This is a genomic window from Gemmata sp., from assembly GCF_051859125.1.
In the GTDB taxonomy this organism is placed as follows: domain Bacteria; phylum Planctomycetota; class Planctomycetia; order Gemmatales; family Gemmataceae; genus Gemmata.
Map to the genome: position 1 here is coordinate 1 of NZ_JBHYGG010000030.1, position 22,276 is coordinate 22,276.

Annotated in this window: 21 protein-coding genes; 15 read left to right on the forward strand and 6 right to left on the reverse strand. The window is 70.1% G+C overall.

Annotation, left to right across the window (positions count from 1 at the left end):
- The first annotated feature begins 177 nt into the window (after nucleotides 1-177).
- The gene (locus ACTIGN_RS04350) at nucleotides 178-471 is read left to right on the forward strand and encodes a hypothetical protein (RefSeq protein ID WP_439621578.1); all 294 of its coding nucleotides are present in this window, start codon (nucleotides 178-180) and stop codon (nucleotides 469-471) included.
- 13 nt (nucleotides 472-484) lie between these two features.
- On the opposite strand, the gene ACTIGN_RS04355 is transcribed toward ACTIGN_RS04350, so the two are convergent.
- On the reverse strand, nucleotides 485-1,528 hold the full coding sequence (locus ACTIGN_RS04355) for a TIGR02996 domain-containing protein (protein WP_439621579.1): 1,044 nt from the start codon (nucleotides 1,526-1,528) through the stop codon (nucleotides 485-487).
- Between the two features lie 61 nt (nucleotides 1,529-1,589).
- On the opposite strand from ACTIGN_RS04355, the gene purE reads away from it, so the two are divergent.
- A complete protein-coding gene (gene purE, locus ACTIGN_RS04360) occupies nucleotides 1,590-2,120 on the forward strand; it encodes a 5-(carboxyamino)imidazole ribonucleotide mutase (protein ID WP_439621580.1) in 531 nt (176 codons plus the stop codon).
- A gap of 323 nt (nucleotides 2,121-2,443) precedes the next feature.
- Nucleotides 2,444-2,911 (forward strand): PEGA domain-containing protein, encoded by a 468-nt coding sequence (locus ACTIGN_RS04365; RefSeq protein ID WP_439621581.1) that lies wholly within the window; start codon nucleotides 2,444-2,446, stop codon nucleotides 2,909-2,911.
- 193 nt (nucleotides 2,912-3,104) lie between these two features.
- On the opposite strand, the gene ACTIGN_RS04370 is transcribed toward ACTIGN_RS04365, so the two are convergent.
- The gene (locus tag ACTIGN_RS04370) at nucleotides 3,105-3,932 is read right to left on the reverse strand and encodes a purine-nucleoside phosphorylase (RefSeq protein ID WP_439621582.1); all 828 of its coding nucleotides are present in this window, start codon (nucleotides 3,930-3,932) and stop codon (nucleotides 3,105-3,107) included.
- Nucleotides 3,933-4,082: 150 nt separating this feature from the next.
- On the opposite strand from ACTIGN_RS04370, the gene ACTIGN_RS04375 reads away from it, so the two are divergent.
- From ACTIGN_RS04375 to ACTIGN_RS04395, 5 genes are all read left to right on the forward strand, one after another.
- A complete protein-coding gene (locus tag ACTIGN_RS04375; protein ID WP_439621583.1) occupies nucleotides 4,083-5,078 on the forward strand; it encodes a GTPase in 996 nt (331 codons plus the stop codon).
- A gap of 12 nt (nucleotides 5,079-5,090) precedes the next feature.
- Complete coding sequence (locus ACTIGN_RS04380; protein ID WP_439621584.1) at nucleotides 5,091-5,573, forward strand: hypothetical protein; 483 nt, start codon at nucleotides 5,091-5,093, stop codon at nucleotides 5,571-5,573.
- A gap of 41 nt (nucleotides 5,574-5,614) precedes the next feature.
- Nucleotides 5,615-6,442 carry a PSP1 domain-containing protein gene (locus ACTIGN_RS04385; RefSeq protein WP_439621585.1) on the forward strand — a complete coding sequence of 276 codons (828 nt, stop codon included), beginning with the start codon at nucleotides 5,615-5,617 and terminating at the stop codon, nucleotides 6,440-6,442.
- Nucleotides 6,443-6,503: 61 nt separating this feature from the next.
- Nucleotides 6,504-6,923: a Minf_1886 family protein gene (locus tag ACTIGN_RS04390; protein WP_439621586.1), complete on the forward strand. Its 420-nt coding sequence runs from the start codon at nucleotides 6,504-6,506 to the stop codon at nucleotides 6,921-6,923.
- Nucleotides 6,920-7,339 (forward strand): hypothetical protein, encoded by a 420-nt coding sequence (locus tag ACTIGN_RS04395; protein ID WP_439621587.1) that lies wholly within the window; start codon nucleotides 6,920-6,922, stop codon nucleotides 7,337-7,339. Before ACTIGN_RS04390 ends, ACTIGN_RS04395 begins: the two co-directional genes overlap by 4 nt.
- Before the next feature lie 9 nt (nucleotides 7,340-7,348).
- Here the strand turns inward: ACTIGN_RS04395 and ACTIGN_RS04400 are convergent, their stop codons facing one another.
- The gene (locus ACTIGN_RS04400; protein ID WP_439621588.1) at nucleotides 7,349-8,443 is read right to left on the reverse strand and encodes a glycerol dehydrogenase; all 1,095 of its coding nucleotides are present in this window, start codon (nucleotides 8,441-8,443) and stop codon (nucleotides 7,349-7,351) included.
- Nucleotides 8,444-8,657: 214 nt separating this feature from the next.
- Here ACTIGN_RS04400 and ACTIGN_RS04405 point away from each other — a divergent pair, with 214 nt between their 5' ends.
- From ACTIGN_RS04405 to ACTIGN_RS04420, 4 genes are all read left to right on the forward strand, one after another.
- Nucleotides 8,658-9,374, forward strand: coding sequence for a GntR family transcriptional regulator (locus ACTIGN_RS04405; RefSeq protein WP_439621589.1), 717 nt, complete (start codon nucleotides 8,658-8,660; stop codon nucleotides 9,372-9,374).
- Nucleotides 9,375-9,543: 169 nt separating this feature from the next.
- Nucleotides 9,544-12,804, forward strand: a complete 3,261-nt coding sequence (locus ACTIGN_RS04410) for a DUF1553 domain-containing protein (RefSeq protein ID WP_439621590.1) — start codon at nucleotides 9,544-9,546, stop codon at nucleotides 12,802-12,804.
- Between the two features lie 120 nt (nucleotides 12,805-12,924).
- Nucleotides 12,925-13,521: an ORF6N domain-containing protein gene (locus tag ACTIGN_RS04415; protein ID WP_439621591.1), complete on the forward strand. Its 597-nt coding sequence runs from the start codon at nucleotides 12,925-12,927 to the stop codon at nucleotides 13,519-13,521.
- Nucleotides 13,518-14,981, forward strand: a complete 1,464-nt coding sequence (locus ACTIGN_RS04420) for a DUF1501 domain-containing protein (RefSeq protein WP_439621592.1) — start codon at nucleotides 13,518-13,520, stop codon at nucleotides 14,979-14,981. Before ACTIGN_RS04415 ends, ACTIGN_RS04420 begins: the two co-directional genes overlap by 4 nt.
- Here the strand turns inward: ACTIGN_RS04420 and ACTIGN_RS04425 are convergent.
- Nucleotides 14,962-15,480: a hypothetical protein gene (locus tag ACTIGN_RS04425; protein WP_439621593.1), complete on the reverse strand. Its 519-nt coding sequence runs from the start codon at nucleotides 15,478-15,480 to the stop codon at nucleotides 14,962-14,964. The two genes, ACTIGN_RS04420 and ACTIGN_RS04425, sit on opposite strands and share 20 nt — an antisense overlap.
- The gene (locus ACTIGN_RS04430) at nucleotides 15,477-15,992 is read right to left on the reverse strand and encodes a hypothetical protein (protein WP_439621594.1); all 516 of its coding nucleotides are present in this window, start codon (nucleotides 15,990-15,992) and stop codon (nucleotides 15,477-15,479) included. Before ACTIGN_RS04430 ends, ACTIGN_RS04425 begins: the two co-directional genes overlap by 4 nt.
- 136 nt (nucleotides 15,993-16,128) lie before the next feature.
- Here ACTIGN_RS04430 and ACTIGN_RS04435 point away from each other — a divergent pair, with 136 nt between their 5' ends.
- Genes ACTIGN_RS04435 through ACTIGN_RS04445 form a run of 3 tightly spaced genes read left to right on the forward strand, consistent with a single transcriptional unit; the run spans nucleotide 16,129 to nucleotide 21,205 of the window.
- Entirely contained in the window at nucleotides 16,129-16,920 is a 792-nt protein-coding gene (locus ACTIGN_RS04435) for a glycosyltransferase family 2 protein (RefSeq protein WP_439621595.1), read from the forward strand.
- On the forward strand, nucleotides 16,920-19,037 hold the full coding sequence (locus ACTIGN_RS04440) for a hypothetical protein (protein WP_439621596.1): 2,118 nt from the start codon (nucleotides 16,920-16,922) through the stop codon (nucleotides 19,035-19,037). The genes ACTIGN_RS04435 and ACTIGN_RS04440 overlap by 1 nt, the downstream gene beginning before the upstream one ends.
- A gap of 5 nt (nucleotides 19,038-19,042) precedes the next feature.
- On the forward strand, nucleotides 19,043-21,205 hold the full coding sequence (locus ACTIGN_RS04445) for a hypothetical protein (RefSeq protein WP_439621597.1): 2,163 nt from the start codon (nucleotides 19,043-19,045) through the stop codon (nucleotides 21,203-21,205).
- Nucleotides 21,206-21,532: 327 nt separating this feature from the next.
- On the opposite strand, the gene ACTIGN_RS04450 is transcribed toward ACTIGN_RS04445, so the two are convergent.
- Entirely contained in the window at nucleotides 21,533-22,114 is a 582-nt protein-coding gene (locus tag ACTIGN_RS04450; RefSeq protein ID WP_439621598.1) for a hypothetical protein, read from the reverse strand.
- Nucleotides 22,115-22,276: the final 162 nt, after the last annotated feature.

The following is a 22,276-nucleotide window of genomic DNA, read 5'->3' on the forward strand; positions in this document are numbered from 1 at the left end:
AGCCCCGGAGGGGCGGCGGATGGTAGCCAGGGGTGGAGCGAGTCTTCGAGCGCAACCCTGGTCCGGGGAGATCCGCGTCGCGCCGGGGACCAGGGGTTTGCTCGCACAGCGAGCCGCACCCCTGGCTACCATCCTCCGCCCCTCCGGGGCTACAAGTCAAAACGCTGAGGCACTGCCATGACCCGCGACGAAGTCGAGTTGGAAATCCGTCGCGTTCTGGCGACGGAGACGAGTGCCGTCCGGCTCAGCAACGCCCTGTTTACCCCGGGCGGACTCTTCAGCGAACTCGCACCCACGACGGCCGAGCGGTTGGCCGTCGTGGACACCCCCCTGTTCGACGAGGCCAACCGGCGGCTGTCCGAACTTCAGCTCATTGAGGCGGGAAAGCTGAAGAAGCCGGTGAAACCGGTCGTTCTTCCCGCGGTCGGGACCGTACACGTCGAACATCTGGTCCCCGATTCCGCGCCCTGACTGGTGTGCCCCATCACACCCCGACGCGGTCGCCGAAGGCGGCCTTGAGCTGCGCCTTCACCGCGTCGGAGAACTGGTTGCCGTGTAGCCCGGCGCGGACGCCCGGCGAGCGGAGCAGCGGGCCGGCCAGGAGCGCCGCGCCGCCGCGGTCGGTGACCCCGTTGAACCCCAGGTTCATGCTCAATGCGTTCGCCGGGGCGACCCCCGCGAGCCACGCGACCCCCTCGTCGCCGAGGCCGTTGCTGCCCAGGTAGAGGCGGCGCAGTTTCGGGAGCCGCAGCAGTTCCGCGAGCCGTGGCCCCGGGGCCGCCGTCACCCGGTTGTTGTCCAGTCCCAGCACCTCCAGCACGGCGGCCGATGCGCTCGCCAGGAGCGCCGCGGCCACGCCCGGCCCGACCGTCCGGCAGTCCGACGACCGGAACTCCTTGAGTCGCGTGACCGCCGGGTTCGCGAGCAGCGGCCCCACGCCCGCCATTGTGATTTCGCGGCCGCTCACGATCAGTCTGTTCAGGTTCCGCAGGTGCGGGCTGCCGCCGATCTCGCGCAGCGCCTCGTCGGGGAGGCCGACGAGCTGGTCGAGGGTGCGGACGCGCGCCAGCGCCGGCGACTTCGCGAGTTCGGCCCCGGTCTGCGGGGTGATCGTCTGGAACCGCACCTCGGTGACCGGCACGCGGGCGAACAGGTCCGGGGCCGCCTTCAGGTACGACCGCACCGACTTCGCGTACAGTTGGTACACGAACCCGCGGTCGTAGCCGAACCCGTAGGGGCTCTCGCCGCTCAGCGAGAGCCCGGGGTACTCGGGCAGTTCCGCCTTCCAGTCGAGGTAGTGCGTGCGGTACAGCGCGATTTCGCGCGGCGTCAGCGGCCGGCGGTTCAGGTGCTCGACGCCCTTCGCCTCTTCCGCGATCTGGGTGCGGATGAACTCGGCACGCGCGACGTTTGATTCGCCGCCCTGCTCGTCGAGCCAGTCGGCGTAGGCGAGCCGCGGGGTGTCTTCCTCGGGGGCGTCGCAGATGGCCCGCAGCAGCGCGGCCCCGTCGCCGGTCGGTTTCGGCATGGCTCCTCGCATCCGGGCGACGCGGCGGTAGAATTCCCGCACCCGCACGGAACTCTACCTCATGCCAACAGACGACGCCACCGCGCAGAACCCCGCCGCCGAGCGACCGCTCGTCGGGATCATCATGGGGTCGAAGAGCGACTGGGCCACGATGCAGCACGCCGCCGACGTGTTGACGCAGTTGGGGGTGCCGCACGAGGTCCGCGTGGTGTCGGCGCACCGCACCCCGGACCTGCTGTTCCGGTACGCCGAGGAGGCCGAGGGCCGCGGGATCGAGGTCATCATCGCGGGGGCCGGCGGTGCGGCGCACCTCCCCGGAATGTGCGCCGCCAAGACGTGCCTGCCGGTGCTCGGCGTGCCGGTCGAGTCGGCCGTGTTGCGGGGCGTCGATTCGCTCCTCTCGATCTTACAGATGCCGACGGGGATTCCGGTCGGCACGCTGGCGATCGGCAAGGCCGGGGCCGCGAACGCCGGCCTGCTCGCCGCCGCCGTTCTGGGGGCGAAGTACCCCGAACTCCGCGAGCGGCTCCGCGCGTTCCGCACGAAGCAGACGCAGACGGTGCTGGAGAACCCCGACCCGCGAGCGGGGTAGAGCGGCGCACCCCCCCCCGGGGGGGGCCCGGGGGGGCCCGCGCCCCCCCCCCGGGGGGGGCCCCCACGCCCCCCCCCGCGGGGGGGGGCCGCCCCCCCGGCGTGGGGGGTAGTGGGGCGCCCCCCCTCGCGGGCGCCCTGGGTCCGCCAGGCCGGCGCGCGGATTTGGGCGAACCCTGAGCGCCAGCGAGGGGGTGCGTCCGCAACCCGAATTACCCAACCTCAATCCCTTCGCGGCCCTGACTGGCCGGCGGGTTCCCGTTGCACGCTCTGACGCCCGTCGCTATTGCCCGCCCCCTCGGGGAACTCACTGGGGGCGATCACATGACGCGAATCCGCGCGTTCGGGCCGGTCGTGGCGGCGCTGGGGCTCGGGGCGGTCGGCACCGGGTGCGCCACCGTGGCGACCGGCGGGGGCCAGGACAAGAAGGTCACCATCGTCGCCGACCAACCCGGGGCGACGGTCTTCGTGGACGGCCAGCCGAGCGGCACCTCGCCGGCGACCGTGTCGCTCGCCCGCAAGACGGAGCACACGGTGCAGGTCGTCGCCCCGGGGTACGAGCCGGCGCAGGTCACGCTCCGCCGGCGGCTCAACCCGTGGCTGTTCGGCAACCTGATCCTCGGCGGCCCGATCGGACTCGTGATCGACGTGATCTCCGACTCGACGCACACGCTCACGCCCGACGACGTGAAGGTGACCCTCAGGCCGCTGCCGGCCGCGCCGGGGCCGGTTCCGCAACCGCAGGTGGCGCCGCACGCCGCCCCGGCGGGGTACGTTCAACCGGGTTCGTGACGCGGTTTCTCCGCAAGTGAGTCCGGGGTTTGTCGCCGCCGCCGCCGCAGGCGATATTTCGCTTAATCCCCCGGCAGGTAACATCTTGCGTCGTTATGATACAAATTTGTCCGCAAGAATTATGATGATTTGGCGAAATCGGAGTTCATCGCGGACGGGTGGCGCGGGCGCGTCAAATCAATGAGAACCCGCGTCACAGCTCGGCGACGACGCGGCGGACGAGCACGCGGAGCTTCTTCTCGGCCTCGTTGGCGGTCTTGATGATCTCGGGGATGCTGACGGGTTCGAGCGCGTCGGGCAGGCACTGGTCGGTGATGACCGACACGCCCAAGACCCGCATCTTCGCGTGGACCGCGACAATCACCTCGGGCACCGTGGACATGCCGACCACGTCGGCCCCGATCTGCCGCAGGAACCGGTACTCGGCCCGGGTCTCCAGGTTCGGCCCGGACACCGCCACGAACACCCCCTGGTGGCAGACGATCTTCTCCTCCATCGCGACCCGCCGGCCGAGCGCGAGCAGCTCGCGGTCGTAGCAGTTGCACATGTCCGGGAACCGGTCGCCGAGGCGGTCGTCGTTCGGCCCGATGAGCGGGTTGTCGCCGAGCAGGTTGATGTGGTCCTCGATGAGCATGAGGTCGCCCTTGGCCCACTGCGGGTTCATGCCCCCGCAGGCGTTGGAGACGATCAGCGTCGTCGCGCCGAGCGCCTTCATCACCCGCACCGGGAACGTCACCTGCTGGAGCGTCCACCCCTCGTAGAAGTGGAACCGGCCCTCCATCGCGATCACCGGCCTGCCGCCGAGCGCGCCGCACACGAGCTGCCCCTTGTGGCTCGGGGCGGTGCTGCGGGGGAAGTGCGGGATCTGCTCGTAGGGGATGACGGCCTCGGCCGCGATGTCCTCGGTGAGCTTGCCGAGCCCGGTGCCGAGGACGATGCCCGCGGCGGGCGTCCCGGCCCACTTCGCGCGGATCGCGGCCGCGGCTTCCTGGATCTGGTCGAACAGGGCGGGGGTGGCCATAGGCGTCGGGGCGTCCGGGGTCGGGAGTCGGGCGGCCGATCGGTACCCGCTGCGCTCTCGGTTCAATCGGGCCGTTGTGATTGTACAACAGAAGGAACCCGCGGGCCGTGGTTCCGACCCCGGACTCCCGACTCCTGACCCCCGTGACCGATGGCCGTCAACCTCCCCCCGCACTACCACGACGCCGACGCCCGGTACAAGAAGGCGCAGACGCCCGAGGACAAGCTCGTCGCGCTCAAGGAAATGTGGGTGCTGCTGCCCAAGCACAAGGCGAGCGAGAAGGTCCAGGCCGAGCTCAAGACGAAGATCTCGGAGCTGACGGACCAGATCGAGCAGGCGAAGTCCGGGCCGAAGAAGGCCGCGCCGGGGACGTTCAAGTTCCCGCGGCAGGGGGCCGGGCAGGTGGTGTTCCTCGGGCCGCCGAACGCCGGGAAGTCGCTGCTCCTGACGAAGTTGACAAAGGCGGCACCCGCCGTCGCGCCGTACCCGTTCACGACGCGGGAACCGGTGCCCGGGATGATGGATCACGAGGACGTTCGCGTCCAACTCATCGACATGCCGCCGGTCACCGCCGACCACTACGAGAGCTTCACCACCGACGTTACGCGGGCCGCCGACGCCGCGGTGCTGTTCCTCGACCTGTCCGACGACGACGGCCCGTCCGCGACGCAGGCGGTCGTCGAGCGCCTGAAGGTCGCCCGCCGCGAGCTGGCGCCGCCCGGCAGCGCGCCGACGGATGACCCCACGACGTACAGGCTGCCGACGCTGCTGGTGGCCAACAAGTGCGACGACGAGGCCGCCGACGTCCGCCTGGAGATCGCCCGCGAGGCGCTCGGCACCACGTACCCGCTCCACGTCGTTTCTGCCGAACGCGGCGACGGGCTCGGGGAACTGCGGGCCGCGCTGTACGCGGTGCTCGGCGTGATGCGGGTGTACACGAAGCAGCCCGGCAAGCCGGCCGACATGACGAACCCGTTCACGCCGCCGATCGGCAGCACGGTGGCGGACGTCGCGGGCCGCGTCCACCGCGACCTGGAGGACGCGGTGAAGTCCGCCCGGGTGTGGGGCACCGCCGTCCACGACGGGCAGACGGTCGGCCGCGACCACGTGCTGCACGACAGGGACGTGGTCGAACTGCACACCTGAGGACGCGGGCCGATGGAGCACATTCCGGTGTGGCACGCGGCGGTCGTCGGGCTGCGGTGCCCGGGGCGGGTGATCGCCGTCTCGCTGCCCGTGCTGCTGCTCGACCTCGACCTGACCCGCCTCGCGCCGGGGCGGTCGCCGACGCTCCGCGCCGAACTCCACTTCGACCGCACCGTCGCCCCGGAACGGGCCGGCCGCCTCGCGCTCCGCGACGCGGTCGAGGTCACCCTGATCGAGGTGGAGCGGCACCCGGGGATCGAGCGGGTCGTCGCGTCGCTGCCGGCGGACCCGGAGTGGCTGGCGTGGAACGACCACACCGTGCGGCGGCTCGCGAGGCACGTCCGGGCCACCGGCGAGACCGACCTGCTCCCGGTGCTGGCCGACGCACTCGAGGACGCGGGCTGCGCCGACGCCGCGCTGCTGGAGCACTGCCGCGGGCAGCACCCGCCCGGCACGCGCAGCTGGGCCGTGGAATTACTCGCGACGCAGCAATGATCGCGTTGCGGCCGCGCCGCGAACCCGCCATGATGTGAGCTATGACCCCCGCCGACCCCCAGCCGCCGAAGTCGTTCCTCGTCCGCCACGGGGTGATGCGGTTCCTCGGCGAGTTCAAGCCCGGGCCGGTCGTCGCCACCCGCCGCGGCGACCTCGTGATCCTCCGCACCGACCGGGGCATGGAGTTCGGCGAGGTGCTGTGCCCGGCCACGCCCCAGGCGCTCGCGTCCGTCCCGGACCCGACCCGCGGCGAGATCCTCCGCGTCGCCACCCCGGCCGACCGCGACAAGCTCCGCCAGTTCCGCGACACGCGCGACCTCGACTACGCCGCGGGCGTCCGCCTCATCGCGCACCACAAGCTCCCGATGCAGCTCGTGGACGTCGAGCGGCTGTTCGGCAACGAGCGGGTCGTGTTCTACTTCCTGTCCGAAACCCGCGTGGACTTCCGCGAGTTGGTCAAGAGCATGGCCCGCGAGTTCCACACCCGCATCGAGCTGCGGCAGATCGGGGTCCGCGACGAGGCCAAGCTCCTAGCCGACTACGGCGACTGCGGCAAGCCCGTGTGCTGCAACACGCACATGGCGGTGATGCCCCCGGTGAGCATGCGGATGGCCAAGCTCCAGAAGTCCACCCTCGACCCGACGAAGATCTCGGGCCGGTGCGGGCGGCTCAAGTGCTGCCTGCGGTTCGAGCAGGACGTGTACGAGGAGTTCCAGAAGGAGCTGCCGCCGATCGGGTCGCGGGTGCTCACGAACAAGGGGCAGGGCCGGGTGCTGCACCACGAGATCCTCGCCCGCCGGCTCCTGGTCGAGTTCGAGGACGGCCGCCGGCTCCCGGTCGCGGTTGATGAAGTGCTGACGCGGCTGTAACTTGTCCCTTCGAAGGCCGCGAACCGTCGATGCCCCGCCGGCCGAACCGAAAGGTGGACCCGTGGACCCCAGGCTGTTGGAACTGTGCCGCCAGGCCCCGCACTTCGCGTACGAGGCCTACGACTTCGTGTGCGACGCGGTCACGTTCACCCAGGAGCGGCTCGGCCGGGCCGCGGTCGAGGACCGCGACGGGGCCGACGACCGCCACGTCACCGGGGGCGAGCTCCTCCAGGGCGTGTGCGACCTGGCCGTCACGACCTTCGGCATGATGGCCCCGGTCGTGTTCCGCCTGTGGAACGTCCGCACCACCGACGACGTCGGCCGCATGGTGTTCGACCTGATCCGCGTCGGCCGGCTGAGCAAGTCGGACCGCGACGCGCCCGAGGACTTCCACGACTTGTTCGACCTGCCGCAGGCGCTCGCCGACGGGTTCGAGCTGACCCTCGATGACCGCGCGCCGGCGAAGCGGGGTGAGCGATGAGTCCCCGGTGGCGCCTGGTCCTCGCGACGCTCGCGTTCGCGGGGTGGATCTCGTACCTCGGGTACGCCGCGGCGGTCAAGAGTCGCGACCCGATCGTGTCCCTCGTCCAGGCGAGCGCGGCCCAGGCCGCGGTCGTGGCCGACGTGGCCGGCCCGGACGAGCCGGTCGAGGTCAAGGAGCAGGGCAAGCTCTGGGGCGACGGCCCCGGGGGCAAGGTGGAGGTCGTGAACCTCGCCGACGCCCGTGGGTACGCCGGCCCGGGGAAGTACCTGCTTTACCTGGAGCGGCGGCACAGCAGTTGGCTGATCGTCGGCCAGCAGCGGTCGCCGGGCACCGACCTGTCCGGCGTCGGCAAGCCGCTCGTCTACCCGTGGACCGACGACGTCCGCAAGCAGGAAGAGAAACTGCGGCGGTGACCCGGCGCGTCACCCCGCGGCGCGGCCCAGCGCGTCGGCCGCGCGGATCGCGTCGGCCACGGCCGCCGGGGTGACGACGAACGGCAGGTTGTGGATCGTCTCGCCCGGGGCGCACGCGCGGGCGGCGACCTTAGCCACCACGCTCCCCTCGTCGGCGACGCCGATTGCGGCGAGCGTCGTCGGCAGCCCGACCGCCTTGCAGAACCCCAGCACTTCGTCGATCAGCACCTGTGGCCGGCCCTCCAGCACCAGTTGCACCAGCGTCCCGAACGCGACCTTCTCGCCGTGCAGGTAGTCGTGCGTCCCCGGGGCGGCCGTCAACCCGTTGTGGACCGCGTGCGCCGCGGCCAGCCCGCTCGACTCGAACCCCAGCCCCGACAGCAGCGTGTTCGCCTCGGCCACCCGTTCCAGCGCCGGGGTGACGACCTTCGCCCGGACCGCCCGGAGGGCCGCGACGCCGTCGGCCAGCACCGTCCGGTAGCACAACTCGGCCAGGGCCAGGGCCGCGAGCGTGGTGGTCCCGCCCCGCATGTTGGCACGGCGGGCGTCGGCGCACGTCTTCGCCTCGAAGTACGTCGAGAGCGCGTCGCCCATGCCGGCCACGAACAGCCGCGGCGGGCCGCTGGCGACGACCCGCGTGTCCAGCAGCACCAGTTCCGGGTTGCGGCGGTAGAAGCGGTACTCCTGGAACACCCCGTCGTCGGTGTAGATCACCGAGAGTGCGCTGCACGGCGCGTCGGTGGAAACGACCGTCGGGCAGCACACGACGGGGAGGTGGAGCGCGTCGGCCGCCGCGCGGGTCGCGTCCAGCACCTTCCCCCCGCCCGCCCCGACGACCGTGGCCGCCCCGACGGCGCGGGCCGCGGCGACGATCCGGTCGATCTCGGCGAGTGACGACTCGCCGCCGAAGGTCCGAACGGTGTAGGCCATGCCAACGTCGCAGAACGTCCGCTCCCAGGCCGGCGCGAGGGCCGCGGCCGCGGACGGACCGGCGACGATCAGGACCGGGCCGCCCAGGCCGACGGTCCGCATCTCGCGGCCGAGCGATTCCGTGGCGTCCGCCCCCTGAACGTACCGGGCAGGGGCGGTGAAGACGGCGAGCATTGGGCGCCTCCGCTGTGAGTTGTGGGTAACGGGAGGGAGAGGCAGTGTACGGACCCCGGCGGTCCGGTGAAGCCGCGGCGCGTGTCTTCGAGCGGCGGAGCGCGCCGAGTGGAAGTGCAAAACGGGTCTAATTCTACAGAATCTCGTTGCTCGGCCCGTTGGCCCGTTAGTAAAATCACATCACCCACGCCAGAGTGCTCGTAGTTACCTCGCAATGCCGAAGCTCGTCCCCGTTGAAGCCGCGTTCGATCACGGGCTCCGCCGCCAGTCGGTCGTCCGTGCGGTCCTGACCGACATCTTCCACGGGCACCTCCGGGCGGGGCAGCGGCTCGTCACGGAGTCGCTCGCGACCCGGTTCGGGGTCAGCCACACGCCCGTCCGCGAGGCGCTGATCGAACTCCGCGGGCTGGGCGTCGTGGACCTGCTCCCGAACCGCGGCGGGGTGGTGCGCGAGGTCACCCGGCAGAACGTTAAGGAAGTGTGCCAGGTCCGCAAGGTGCTGGAGTGCGAGGCGGTCCGCGGGGCGGCCCGGAGCGCCGACCCGGACCGCGTCGCGGCCGTTGCGGCCGAGGTCCGGGCCGTCGCCGCTTCGCCCGCCGGCCCGGAGACCGTGGCCCGCGCCCGCGAGGCGGACAACCACCTCCACGACCTGATCCGCGAGGCATGCGGCAACCGGTTCCTCGCGGCCGAACTCGAGCGGCTGCGCACGCTGTTCCGCACGTTCCGCGACGTGACGTGGGACCTCGAAGTGGCCCGCAGAGACTTCCACCGGATCGCCATCGAGGCCGCGGAGCACCTGGCGATCACCGACGCGCTCCGGGCCCGCGATGCCCGGGCCGCCGTCGCCGCGATGACCGCCCACATGCGGTCCGGGGTGATGTACTGGACGCAGGTGACCGCGAACCTGACGCGGTTGCCGAGGGAAGTGTGAGTGCGAACCGCCCCGCCGCACGTGCGGCGAACGTACAATTTGCTGCGGCCGGTGGACAAGACGCTTGAACGGCCGCGGCCGGATAATGAGACCCTCCGCCGCCCCGTGAACTGCCCCGCCCGTTTCCGCACGATCCGCGGCCGCCGAACCACCACCGAGGACCCCACCGATGATCCGAACGCTTTCGCTGATACTGCCCGCGGCGCTCGTCGCGGTCCTCGTGTCGTCGGCGCACGCGCCCCGGGCCGCTGTCGCGGCGGAACCCAACCCGTCGCCCGCTGCGGCCGCCGCGCCGAACCCGGTGCCCCAGGGGAAGCTGGAGTACAACCGCGACATCCGGCCGATCCTCGCCGAGAACTGCTTCTCGTGCCACGGGGCCGATAGCGCCGCCCGCAAGGCCGGGTTGCGGCTCGACCAGCGCGAGGCGGCCGTCGAGGCCAAGGCCATCGAGCCGGGCAAGCCCGAGAAGAGTTCGCTCGTTGAGCGGGTCTACGCCGCGGACCCGAAGGAACTGATGCCGCCGCCCAAGTCGCACAAGAAGCTCACGGCGGCCCAGAAGGAGACGCTGAAGCGGTGGATCGCGGAGGGGGCCGAGTACCAGCCGCACTGGTCGTTCCTGTCGCCGACCCGCCCGAAGGTGCCGGCGGTACAGGACAAGGCGTGGGTCCGCAACCCGATCGACGCGTTCGTGCTGGCGAAGCTCGAAGCGGCCGGGCTGAAGCCGGCACCCGAGGCCGACCGCCGCACCCTCGCCCGGCGGCTCGCGTTCGACCTCACCGGGTTGCCGCCCGAGCCGGCCGACGCCGAGGCGCTCGTCGCCGACAAGAGCGAGATGTGGTACGAGAAGTACGTCGACAAGCTCATGGCGTCGCCGCACTGGGGCGAGCACCGCGGCCGGTACTGGCTCGACTACGCCCGGTACGGCGACACGCACGGCATCCACTTCGACAACTTCCGCGAGATGTGGTCGTACCGCGAGTGGGTCATCAACGCGCTGAATCGGAACCAGCCGTTCGACCAGTTCACGATCGAGCAACTCGCCGGCGACCTGCTCCCGGACGCGACGGTCGACCAGAAGGTCGCGACCGGATTCAACCGGTGCAACATCACGACCAACGAGGGCGGCGCGATCAGCGAGGAGTACCTCGTGCTGTACGCCCGGGACCGCACCGAGACGGCGGCGGCCGTGTGGATGGGCCTCACCGCGGGCTGCGCGGTGTGCCACGACCACAAGTACGACCCGTTCTCGCAGAAGGACTTCTACTCGCTCTCGGCGTTCTTCAACAACACGACCCAGGGCGCGATGGACGGGAACATCCCGAACACGCCGCCGATCATCAGCGTGCCGAAGCTCGAAGACCGCCCGCGGTTCGACGCGGTCGTCAAGGAGGCGGCCGCGGCAAAGGCCAAAGTGGACGCCCGCAAGAAGGCGGCGAAGGACGACTTCGCCGCGTGGCTGAAGACCGCCAAGGCCGAGGACTTCGCCGGGAAGATCCCGACCGCCGGGCTCGTGTTCCACGCGCCGCTGAAGGAGGGCAAGGGGAAGGCGTTCACCGCGACCGTGTCGGGCAAGGAGCAGGAGGTGAAGTTCGACGGCGGGTACGAGTGGGCCGCGGTGAAGGGCGACAAGGCGCACCCGGCGTTCACCGTCAAGCCGGGCACCGCGGTCGAGTTCAAGGACGTGGGCGACTTCGACCGCTCGCAGCCGTTCGCCGTGTCGGCGTGGGTGGCGATCGCCGGCCGCAACAACAACGGGGCCATCCTCGCCCGCATGGACGAGGCCAGCGCGTTCCGCGGCTGGGACGTGTGGATCCAGGCCGACAAGATCGGCACGCACGTCATCAACAGCTACCCGCAGGACGCCGTGAAGGTGGTGGCGAAGAAGCCGCTCACGCCCGGGAAGTGGACCCACGTCACGGTCGCCTACGACGGCACCGGCAAGTCGGGCGGCATCAAGATCTACTACGACGGCGAGCCGCAGCCGTTCGACGTGGAGAACGACAACCTGAAGTCCACCACCCGCACGACGGTGCCGCTCAAGATCGGCCAGCGGAGCGGGGCCTCGCGGGTGAACAACCTCGCCCTCGAAGACCTTCGCATCTACGACCGGCAACTGACCGGCATTGACGCGCAGCAACTGTCGGGCTCGCGCCGCACCGTGGACATCCTCGCGAAGCCGGCCGACAAGCGGACCCCGCAGGAGACCGAGGAGCTGTTCAGCTGGTGGCTCGTGTCGCAGGACGAGGTGTCGCGCAAGCTCGCCGCCGAGTACCGCAAGCTCCAGGAGGAGGAGGTCGCGATCCGCGGCCGCGGCACCATCGCCCACGTCATGAACGAGAAGCCGGGCGAGCCGGGCGCGTTCCTGCTGTTCCGCGGCGACTACGACAAGCGCCGCGACCCGGTGAAGGCCGACACGCCGAAGGCGATGCCGCCGATGGCCCCCGAGTTGCCCCGCAACCGCCTCGGGCTGGCGAAGTGGCTGCTCGCCAAGGACCACCCGCTCACGACCCGCGTGACCGTGAACCGGTTCTGGCAGGAGGTGTTCGGCAACGGGCTCGTGCGCACGAGCGGCGACTTCGGCATCGCCGGCGACCTGCCGAGCCACCCGGACCTGCTCGACTGGCTGGCCGTCGAGTTCCGCGAGCCGACCGCCGGGCTGTGCTGCGAGGACGGCACCCCGTGGGACGTGAAGCGGTTCTTCAAGCTCATCGTGACCTCGGCGACGTACCGGCAGGCCGCGGTCGCCACGAAGGAGAAGCTGGAGAAGGACCGCGAGAACCGGCTCCTGAGCCGCGGCCCGCGGTTCCGCATGGACGCCGAGATGATCCGCGACAACGCGCTCGCGACGAGCGGGCTCCTGGTCCGCAAGCTCGGCGGCCCGAGCGTGAAGCCGTACCAGCCGGACGGCGTTTGGGAGGCGGTCGCGATGATCGGCAGCAACACCCGCGACTACCGCAAGGACAGCGGCGACAACCTGTACCGCCGGAGCATGTACACGTTCTGGAAGCGGGCCGCGCCGCCGGCCGCGATGGAGGTGCTGAACGCGCCGAACCGCGAGACCTGCGCCGTCCGCCGCGACCGCACGAACACGCCGATCGCCGCGCTGCTGACGCTCAACGACGTCCAGTTCGTCGAGGCCGCCCGCGTGCTGGCCGAGAAGGCGGTGAAAAGCGCCGCGGACGACGACGCCCGCGTCAACTTCGTTTCGGCGAAGCTGCTGTCCCGCCCGTTCAAGCCGCAGGAACTCGCGATCGTGAAGGCGTCGCTTAGCGACCTGCGGGCGAACTACAAGGCGAAGCCCGAGGAGGCGAAGAAGCTGATCGCGTTTGGCGAGTCCAAGGCCGACGCGACCCTCGACCCAAGCGAACTCGCCGCGTGGACGATGCTCGTGAACGAGTTACTCAATTTGGATGAGGTGTTGAATAAGTGACGGAACTTGAGGTCACAATTTGTGACCTCAAGTTTTCCACGCAACAGATGACGCGACAGGCAATTGCAAACTTGAGGTCGCAACTTGCGACCTCAAGTTGGTGTCCAAGCAGGTTCCGGTATGCCGCCAAAAAAGCCGAAGCCAGCCACGATTGCTCCACTACCCCTCCCGGCTGCGGCCGAGATCGAGCAGCGAATTCACGTCGTCCGTGGCGTTCGCGTCATGCTCGATGTCGATTTGGCGGCGCTGTACGGCGTCGCCACCCGTGTGGTGAACCAGGCAGTTGATCGAAATCAGGAACGTTTCCCCGATGATTTTACCTTCCAGCTAACAGAATCGGAGGCTGACGACTTGAGATCACAATCTGTGATCTCAAGTTCCAAGCATGGTGGGCGACGGTACCTCCCGCGAGTGTTTACCGAACAAGGCTTGGCAATGCTGTCCAGCGTATTGCGGTCGCCGACCGCCGTGCGGGTCAACATCGAAATCATGCGGGCGTTCATCCGGTTGCGGCGGCTCCTCGCCACGCCGGGCGAACTCGTGACGCAACTTCAGCAGTTGGCCGAGACCGTTCAACTGCACGACACTCAGATCAAGGCCATCACCGACGTCCTGCGGAAGATGGTCGAGCCGCCCGCTGAGAAGCCGAAGGGGCGGTTCGGGTTCCCGATCCCCGAACCCATCACCGAACAACCCAAACCCGAGGCCGGATCATGAACGTCTTCAACAACCCGCTCGCCCTGAACCTGACGCGGCGGCACTTCTTCCGGGCCGGCGGGTTCTCGCTCGGGGCCACGGCCCTGGCGAACCTCCAGGCGGCTGACGCGCCGAAGGGCAGTAAGACCGGCATCGACGCGGCGCTGCCCGAGACGCACTTCCCGGCGAAGTGCAAGAACATCATCTACCTGCACATGGTCGGCGGTCCCGCACAGATGGACCTGTACGACTACAAGCCGGAAATGGAGAAGCACTACGGCGAGGACCTGCCCGAGAGCATCCGCAAGGGCCAGCGGCTCACCACGATGACCAGCGGCCAGGCCAAGTTCCCGGTCGCGCCGAGCAAGTACCGCTTCAAGCAGAAGGGCCAGTGCGGGATGTGGATGAACGACGAGCTCCTGCCGTACACGGCCAAGATGGCCGACGACATGGTGTTCATCCGGTCCATGAACACCGAGGCCATCAACCACGAGCCGGCCATCACGTACATGCAGACCGGCAACCAGGTGACCGGCCGGCCGTGCCTCGGCGCGTGGACCAGCTACGGCCTCGGGAGCCTGAACCAGAACCTGCCGACGTTCGTCGTCATGGTCGCCAAGCCGAGCAACCAGGAGCAAGTCCAGGCGATCTCCGCCCGGCTGTGGCAGTCCGGGTACCTCCCCGGCGAGCACGCGGCCGTGTCGTTCCGCGCCGCCGGCGACCCGATCCTGTTCATCAACAACCCGCCCGGCGTGTCGCCCGACGTGCGCCGCACCACCCTCGACGGCCTGGGCAAGCTCAACGGCATCACCGCCGACGAACTCGGCGACCCCGAGACGCGGACCCGCATGGCCCAGTACGAGATGGCGTACCGCATGCAGGCGAGCGTGCCGGAACTGGCCGACATCAACAACGAGAGCGCGAAGGTGCTCGACACCTACGGCCCGGACGTGAAGAAGCCCGGGTCGTTCGCGAACACCGTCCTCACGGCCCGGCGGCTCGTCGAGCGGGGCGTGCGGTTCGTGCAGGTGTACCACAACAACTGGGACCACCACGGCAACCTCACCGGCCGCATGCCGGACCAGTGCAAGGACGTGGACCAGCCGTGCTGGGCGCTGATCCAGGACCTGAAGCGGAAGGGGCTGTTCGACAGCACGCTCGTGATCTGGGGCGGCGAGTTCGGCCGGACGATCTACAGCCAGGGCGGGCTGACGAAGACGAACTACGGGCGGGACCACCACCCGCGGTGCTTCACGATGTGGATGGCCGGCGGCGGTTCGAAGGGCGGCACCATCTACGGGGAGACCGACGACTACAGCTACAACATCGTGAAGGACCCGGTCCACATCCGCGACTTCCACGCGACCGTGCTGCACCTCATGGGCATCGACCACGAACGGTTCGCGTACCGCTACCTCGGCCTCGACCAGAAGTTGACAGGCGTCGAAAAGGCCACCGTCATCAAGGAGATGATTGGGTAACGACCGCGTCGCCGTACAGCCCGCTCGCTCCGATCCCGCACGCCCGCTGAATCCCTGCGATTCGTCGGGCGGTCGCGTTCCCGGCCGCCGTCGCGGCGTACCCGCCCGCAACCTCCTTCGCGCACCCCATCTGAACCAGCACCGCGACCCGGGCCTCGAACTCGGGCCAGACGTAGTCTTCCGCGATCACCTCGAACGGCAGTGCGTGCCCCGGCGTGCGGCTCAGTTGCGAGAGGATGCGGAGCGACACCGACTTGTACACGGCGCTGAACGCGAACAGCCAGCACACCGCACCGAACCCGCTCACCGCGGCGACGGGCCAGTACGCGACCGGTTCTTCAAGAGAGGCGGCCGCGACGGTCACCCCGATGAAGTGCGTGCCGAGTGCCGACGCGGCGTGGCGCGCGACCGGCGAGGGGCCGTGCTTCACGCGGAGCCAGACGAGCGTGACGGCGACGTGTGCGGCGAAGCAGCCGAGGCCGACGAGGAGCGCGTTCATTTCGGGAGCCCGAAGAGGGTGCGGAGCGCGCCGGCGGCCGTCGCGAAGAGTCGGCCGCGGACCGGCGTCATCACGACCGCATCGCCGCGGGCCCCGGCCAGCTTCAACTTGAACAGGACGCCGAGGCGGTCGCGGGCGAAGGCGTCGATCGGCTTGCCGCGGGTGTACTCCAGTGCCCACTCGTTCACCGTGAGCGGCCCGGCGGCGCGGTCGAGTGCGAGCAGCATCGAAACGGTGAACCCCCACGCGACGAGCGTCCACAGCGTGAAGCCGGCGAGCGTCGCGGTGGCGAGGAGCAGCACCGACGTGACGAGGTCGACCGCGTCCGGTGCGGTGGCGGGAACGGTCGCGAGCCACGCCGCCCACGCCAGCGCCGCGGCGAGCACGAACCGCCGGCCCGGTGCGGCAACCTTCAGTGCGCCGTGCGACAGCGCCAACAGGCACGCCGGCAGTAGCCCGCACGCGGCGAGCGCCGCGGCCACCGCGGCCGACGGCACGATGTCGATTCCCATTTGACCGCCTCCAAAGCGGCCGGCGTCCTACCCCGGTTCGCCCCGCCGTCGCAAGGCGACTTGCCGCCGCCGGCCGGTTCACCTTGCCCACGTCCCCCGGTTGCGGGTATCAGGTGTCGCTCGCAGGAGGACGCGAATGGGAACTGGCCTGACGGTGGTGGTTCCGGCGTGGAACGAGGAGCGGCGGCTGGCGGCCACCGTCGCCGAGGTCGTCGCGGCCGCTCGGCGGCACCTGGCCGACTTCGAAGTCATCGTCGTCGACGACGGCAGCACCGACGGCACGCCCGCCGTCGCGAAGCAACTCGCGGCGAAGTTCCCGTGCGTCACGGTCGTCCGGCACCCGACGAACCTCGGCGTCGGGGCCGCGTTCCACACGGGGCTGACGCGGGCGCGGTTCCCGTACCTGTCGCTCGTCCCCGGCGACAACGCCTTCCACGAGAGCGGCCTCGACGCCGTGTTCTCGCTGGTCGGCAAGGTCGAGATGGTGGTCACGTACCGGGCGAACCCGCGGGCGCGCACCCCCATGCGGCGGCTGCTCTCGGTGTGCTGTACGCAGGCGATGCGGGTCGTCACCGGCCAGCCGATCCGCGACGCGCACAGCCTTTATGTGTTCCCGGTGGCCAACGCCCGGCAGGTGCGGCGGAACACCGGGTACGGTTACCACATCGAGACTCTCTCGACGCTCCTCCGCGGGGGCGTCCCGTTCGCCGAGGTGCCGGTGCAACTGAACCCGCGGCCGGACAGTTCCTCGAAGGTGATGCGGCTCGGCGTGCTCGCCCGGCTCATGGCCACGATGGGCCGGCAGTTCCTGCGGTTCGTCGTGCTCCGCGAGAAGGTCCGGTTCGCCCCGGTCGCGGTCGCCCCGCCGGCGACCCGCACGCGCCGCCGGCCGTTCGCACTCAACCGCTCGCACCGCGAGGTCGCGTGATGAACACCGCCGCACCGAGTCTGGGCCGGGTCGCCGTCGCCGCGTGGGGCGTCTGCTGGGGCGTGCTGCTCGCCTCGGTGGCGGTCGCCGCGCACGTCGCGCTGACGGGCCAGACGCAGGACCAGTTGCACCCCGGCATCCTGGAATCCGAGTCGATGGCGTCGTTCGTCCGCGTCCCGTGGCAGGAGCGGTACGAGCGGATGTGGTACGCGCTGGTGTGCGTCGCCGGGGCGCTGTGCGGCGGGCTGGCCGTGCGGTTCGTGCGACCGCTCCCGTGGCTCGCCGCTGCGTGCGTGATCGCGTTCGTGCCGGTCGCGGTGCCCGCGTGTGCGTCCGTGTTCACGACCGCCCCTGACGTCGTGCGGTTGCTGATGTGCGCCGGCGTGCTGACGCTGCCGCTCGCGTGGCGGGTTCTTGGTGAGCGGGGGGCGTCACCCCCCCGCGTGCCGGGAGTCGCCTCACCTCGGTGTGCTGACGCCCCCCGCTCGCCCAAACGCATGTGGGCCACCGCCGGCGTACTGTGCGTGCCGCTTGCGGCACTGCTCTACGGCCTGCTCGCCCCGCACGACCTCGCGGCCGCGGCGGGCGAGTTCTACACCGAGTCGCACGTCGGGTCGTACATCGTCGGTCCGGCGCTCTACTACCGCGACCCGACCGCGGTGCCGGGGCTCGACTTCGAGTCGCACTACGGCATCGGTCACGCCTGCACGTTCTCGCTCGTGGCGGGCACCCACGGCCTCGAAAAGACGATGCAGCGGTACGTTCTGTTCGTCCTGGTCGTCACGCTGCTGTACCTCCTCTCGGGGTTCCTCGTGCTCACCGACTGGCTGCGGAGCCCGTGGGCGGCGCTCGGCGTCACGCTGCTGCTGCTCGGGGCGGTGCTCGAAGGCACGAGCTACCGCTACCCGTCGAACTGGCCCGTCCGGCACCCGTTCGCGTTCGCGTTCCTGTTCGCCGCGGTGCGGGGCGTGACGAGCCCGCGGTGGGGCGTTGCGGCCGGCGCGGTCGCGGGCGCGTCGCTGTGGTGGCAGACCGACATCGGCATCTTCACGGTCGCCGCCGGCGTAGCGCTGTACGCCGCGAGCGCCCTGTTCCTCGGCGGCTCGGTGTGGCGGGTGGCGACGTTCGTTGCGAGCGGTGCGGGCGCGTTCTTCGCGGTCTGCCTCGCGCTGTTCGGGCCGCGGGTGCTGTCGGTGCTGTTCTGCCAGCGGCTCGTCGAACCGCTGCTCCTCTACGGCACCGGGTTCGGGAACCAACTCTTCAACTGGGCCTCGCCGTGGGGCGGGTGGTACAACCTCGTCGGCCCGTGCGTCGGCGTGACCGCGGTGGCGGCGTGGATCGGATCGCGGCGCGGCGAGACGCCGGCTCGGGCCACGGTCTACGCCGCGTGCGCGTCGCTGCTCGGGCTGGCCATGCTCATCAAGTGGGTGAACCGCTCGATCGACGTGGTGTGGTCGCTCAACGGCGGGCTGGTGGTCGCGGTCGCCGGGTGCTGGGCGTGGGTCGCGTGGCGGGCGGCGTGCGACCGGCTCGCGAGCGAGGACCGACCGGCGATCGGTTTCGCACGACAGGCTGTCGTCGCTGCGGCGCTGTTGCTGCTCGCGGAGTGGGCCGTTCGCGAGGACCGGGCGGCCGCGGACCCGAAGTGGCAGGGCGGGAGCTCGTCGCCGCTGGTGCGGGTCGCGGACCGGCTCGACGCGACCCCGAACCCGATCAACGCGGCCCGCAAGAAGCTCGTCGCGAAGCCAGCCGCGGTCCCGCTCGACACGAACACGGTCACGTTCCTGCGCGCCTACACCGCGAAGACCGAGCGGGTCGCGGTCGTCGCCCCGCTCGACTGGGAGTACCTCGCCGCCGCGGGTCGCGCGCCCAAGCTCCACTGGGTGCAACTGTTCCTGGTCCACTCGCCGGTGCTGCTCGACCGGTGCGCCGACGACGTGCGCGACTCCGAGGTGGTGTTCGTCCACTGCGACGCGCTCGTGTCGCTGAGCAAGGTGAACCCGAAGGCCTACGAGAAGGTCGCGGGGGTGCTGGCCGAGCACTTCGGCGACCCCGAGTGGACCCCGTGCCAGTGGCACCTGTACCACCGCAAGTCCGGCCGCCTCGCGAAACGGTGACCCCGATGAACACCACCCCGCCGCCGACTGCTTCGCCGCTCGCACGGCTCGCGACTGCTTCGTGGGGCGCGTGCTGTGGCGTGCTGATCGCGACACTTTTCACCGCCGCGACGATCAAGCTCAAGGGCGACACGCAGAACCACTCCCACCCGGCGCTGCTCCGCTGCGAGTACCTCAACCCGTACGAGGTGGTGCCGTGGCAGGAGCACTACGAGCAGTCGTGGTACGTCCTGGTGTGCGGGGCGGGTGCGCTGTTCGCGTGGGGCGCGGCGCGGTTCGTGCGGCCCTCGCCGTGGCTCTCGGCGCTGGCCGCGGTCGCGTTCGTCCCCGCGGCGGAGAACCTGTGCCGCGGCGTGTTCATGAACAAGCTCGTCACCGGCCGGCTGACGACGTGTGTGGGAATTCTGCTAGTGCCGGCACTGTGGGTGCTGTGGCGACGTGCGAGCTTGCGCTTACCCTCTCCCCGTGCGGGAGAAGGTGGCCGCGAGTCTTCGAGCGGCCGGGTGAGGGGTGGATCGAACCGAGAGGTTGAGGCGCACCCCTCACCCGGCGGCGAAGCGCCGCCACCCTCTCCCGCAAGGGGAGAGGGCAAGAAATGGCTCACCGCTGCCGCGCTGTGCGTTCCGCTCGCCGCGCTGCTGTACGGCGCGCTCGCGCCGGCCGATCTCGCGCAGACCGCGTGGGAGTGCAACGTCGAGTCGCACGTCGCGTCGTACCTCGTCGCGCCCGCACAGTACTACCGCGCGCCGGACGCGGTGCCGGGGCTCGACTTCGAGTCGCACTACGGCATCGGCCACGCCTGGGCGTTCTCCCGCGTAATGGGAAGCGACGGGCTGCAAAGCGTGCTCGAACGGTACGTGCTGTTCGTCCTGTTCGTCTCGATCGCGTACTTCATCTCCGCGCACCTCGTGCTGACCGACTGGCTCGGGAACCCGTTCGCCGCGCTCGCGGTCACGCTCGCACTCGCGGCGCTCTCAGTCGAGGGGCTCGGCTACAAGATGCCGTCGTGCTTCCCGGTGCGGCACCCGTTCGTGTTCGCGTTCCTGTTCTGCGCCGTCCGCGGCGTCGAGAGTACGCGCTGGGCGCTCGCCGCGGGTGCGGTCGGCGGGCTGTCGCTGTACTGGCAGACCGACATCGGCCTGTTCACGCTCGCGGCCGGCGCGTCGCTGTACCTCGCAGGCGCGGTGTTCCTCGGCGGTTCGTGGCTGAAGCCCGGCGCGTTCCTCGCCGCGGGGCTCGGCACCTTCGCACTGATCTGCGTGACGCTGTTCGGGCCGCGGGTGCTGTCGCCCGAGTTTGCGCAGCGGCTCACGGAACCGCTGCTCCTCTACGCGACCGGGTTCGGCACGGCGCTCATGAGCTGGCAGGGCGGCTGGGGGTGCTGGTTCAACCTCGCGGGGCCGGGGCTCGCGGTCGCGTCGGTCGGCGCACTTGTGAGCTACCGGCGGGGCGAGACGCCGACCCGCGGGGTGATCTACGCCGCTGCCGCGTCGCTGCTCGGCCTGGCGATGCTCACGAAGTGGGTGAACCGCTCGATCGACATTCTGTGGGCGCTGAACGGCCCGCTCGTGGTCGCGGTCGCGGGGTGGTGGGCCTGGGAAGCCTGGCGCACCGCCACCGCGAACCGTGGGTTCGCGGCGCGGCTCGCGATGGGGGCCGCCGTTGCGGCGCTGGCGGTCGCCGCGGTGCGGTACGACGCGCGGCACGCGACGCCGGACCCGCTGCTCCAGACCTCGTCGCCGCTGGTGCGCATCGCGAACCGCCTCGACACGTTCCCGAACCCGATCAACGCGAAGCGCCGCGAGTTGCCGAATCAGGACTGGCCCGCCCCGTTCACCGACGAGGAGGTCGCCTACCTTCGCGACCGGACCTCGCCGACCGAGCGCGTCGCGGTCATCTCGCGGCACGACTGGAACTTCCTCGCGGCCGCCGGCCGCGCCCCGCGGCTCTCGTGGCAGCCGTTCTTCCTCGTCCACTCGCCGGTTCTCCTCGACCGCTGCGCCGAAGACGTGCGGACCGCCGACCGCGTTTTCGTCGACCACAACGGGCTGCTCAGCCTCGCGCAACTCCACCCGTCGGCGCACGAGAAGGTCGCGCCGGTCATCGCGGAGTCGTTCGAGTTGATGGAGCAGGTCGGCCGCTGGTCGCTGTACGCCCGCAAGAAGTGAGCGGGGCGGTGATCGACCGTTCTCATTGATTCGGCGCGGGTGCGCCACCCTCGCCGATGAACTTCGATTTCGCCAAATCATCATAATTCTTGCGGACAAATTTGTATTAGATCGACACGAGTTGTTTGTGGTGAACGAGTTGTGGCGATTTCTCGCCGGGGTGCTTCCGGTCGTCAAGTCCGGACTCACTTTGATCAGAACCACCTGATTCGTGGCACAGAAACCAACTGCAAATCGCCTTGGCGAACTGCGAGAGCACCGCGCGGGTCGCCCGGTCGTCTCGTCCCGTGATGGCTCGCTTGCGAAGGTCGCGCTTCTGCTCAGACGCTACCAATCGTCGGACACCGCGAACATGTACCAGTCGTCGAAGAGGTGGTGCTGGTAGTAGTGAGCTTTGCCGAACGGTGTGCCAACTCCGTTGGGCCGGAACGCGAAACCGTACGACATCTGATCCGGGCCGAGACCGTCAGGGCCGGTCGCGGTGCGAAAGAACACGCCCCCTCGCGGGTCAGCAGCATACTGATCCACTCGGTACAGGCCGACTTTGGAGTCGATCTCCTCCCCACCCCACTCGGATGTCTGGGCCGTGTCCGTCAGCCGTTGCAGGTCGGCAGAACAGAACGCGAATGCGACGCGCTGGGGCACGTGGAACCAGAGTAAGCCGAGCGTGCCGAACATGACCAAGGCCGAGGCCAGGCCCCAGCGGCGGAACCGCATGTTTGGTGTTGGGGGATTAACGATGTCACGGATCCCCAACACGATCAGCAGGAGGAACCAGAAGCCGAGTAGCAGGAGTGACACGAAAACCAACGGGATGCCGAAGAGGACGACGCCGAGGAGGCCCGGCCACACGGCCAGGCCGAGCAGCCCAGCGCCTCCAATCACCGTCAGCCCGAACACGACTCGCATCCCGCACCCTCCCGTGGCGTGGCGTGGCGTGGCGCGCCGCCACTCCTCCGCGCTTGTGTGCTGAGAAGCGGTGGCGGACTGGTTCGGCGTGGTTGGTGGAGTGGTGCCGCGTGCCCCCTCACCCGCGACTCGCAGAGCCTCGTCGCGACCTCTCCCCCCGGA

What these genes read in the sequence shown, in the direction of transcription:
- ACTIGN_RS04350 (WP_439621578.1), top strand. Translation starts at nt 178, where the DNA reads ATGACCCGCGACGAAGTCGAGTTGGAAATCCGTCGCGTTCTGGCGACG.
- ACTIGN_RS04355 (WP_439621579.1), bottom strand. Translation starts at nt 1,528, where the DNA reads ATGCCGAAACCGACCGGCGACGGGGCCGCGCTGCTGCGGGCCATCTGC.
- purE (WP_439621580.1), top strand. Translation starts at nt 1,590, where the DNA reads ATGCCAACAGACGACGCCACCGCGCAGAACCCCGCCGCCGAGCGACCG.
- ACTIGN_RS04365 (WP_439621581.1), top strand. Translation starts at nt 2,444, where the DNA reads ATGACGCGAATCCGCGCGTTCGGGCCGGTCGTGGCGGCGCTGGGGCTC.
- ACTIGN_RS04370 (WP_439621582.1), bottom strand. Translation starts at nt 3,932, where the DNA reads ATGGCCACCCCCGCCCTGTTCGACCAGATCCAGGAAGCCGCGGCCGCG.
- ACTIGN_RS04375 (WP_439621583.1), top strand. Translation starts at nt 4,083, where the DNA reads ATGGCCGTCAACCTCCCCCCGCACTACCACGACGCCGACGCCCGGTAC.
- ACTIGN_RS04380 (WP_439621584.1), top strand. Translation starts at nt 5,091, where the DNA reads ATGGAGCACATTCCGGTGTGGCACGCGGCGGTCGTCGGGCTGCGGTGC.
- ACTIGN_RS04385 (WP_439621585.1), top strand. Translation starts at nt 5,615, where the DNA reads ATGACCCCCGCCGACCCCCAGCCGCCGAAGTCGTTCCTCGTCCGCCAC.
- ACTIGN_RS04395 (WP_439621587.1), top strand. Translation starts at nt 6,920, where the DNA reads ATGAGTCCCCGGTGGCGCCTGGTCCTCGCGACGCTCGCGTTCGCGGGG.
- ACTIGN_RS04400 (WP_439621588.1), bottom strand. Translation starts at nt 8,443, where the DNA reads ATGCTCGCCGTCTTCACCGCCCCTGCCCGGTACGTTCAGGGGGCGGAC.
- ACTIGN_RS04405 (WP_439621589.1), top strand. Translation starts at nt 8,658, where the DNA reads ATGCCGAAGCTCGTCCCCGTTGAAGCCGCGTTCGATCACGGGCTCCGC.
- ACTIGN_RS04410 (WP_439621590.1), top strand. Translation starts at nt 9,544, where the DNA reads ATGATCCGAACGCTTTCGCTGATACTGCCCGCGGCGCTCGTCGCGGTC.
- ACTIGN_RS04415 (WP_439621591.1), top strand. Translation starts at nt 12,925, where the DNA reads ATGCCGCCAAAAAAGCCGAAGCCAGCCACGATTGCTCCACTACCCCTC.
- ACTIGN_RS04420 (WP_439621592.1), top strand. Translation starts at nt 13,518, where the DNA reads ATGAACGTCTTCAACAACCCGCTCGCCCTGAACCTGACGCGGCGGCAC.
- ACTIGN_RS04425 (WP_439621593.1), bottom strand. Translation starts at nt 15,480, where the DNA reads ATGAACGCGCTCCTCGTCGGCCTCGGCTGCTTCGCCGCACACGTCGCC.
- ACTIGN_RS04430 (WP_439621594.1), bottom strand. Translation starts at nt 15,992, where the DNA reads ATGGGAATCGACATCGTGCCGTCGGCCGCGGTGGCCGCGGCGCTCGCC.
- ACTIGN_RS04435 (WP_439621595.1), top strand. Translation starts at nt 16,129, where the DNA reads ATGGGAACTGGCCTGACGGTGGTGGTTCCGGCGTGGAACGAGGAGCGG.
- ACTIGN_RS04440 (WP_439621596.1), top strand. Translation starts at nt 16,920, where the DNA reads ATGAACACCGCCGCACCGAGTCTGGGCCGGGTCGCCGTCGCCGCGTGG.
- ACTIGN_RS04445 (WP_439621597.1), top strand. Translation starts at nt 19,043, where the DNA reads ATGAACACCACCCCGCCGCCGACTGCTTCGCCGCTCGCACGGCTCGCG.
- ACTIGN_RS04450 (WP_439621598.1), bottom strand. Translation starts at nt 22,114, where the DNA reads ATGCGAGTCGTGTTCGGGCTGACGGTGATTGGAGGCGCTGGGCTGCTC.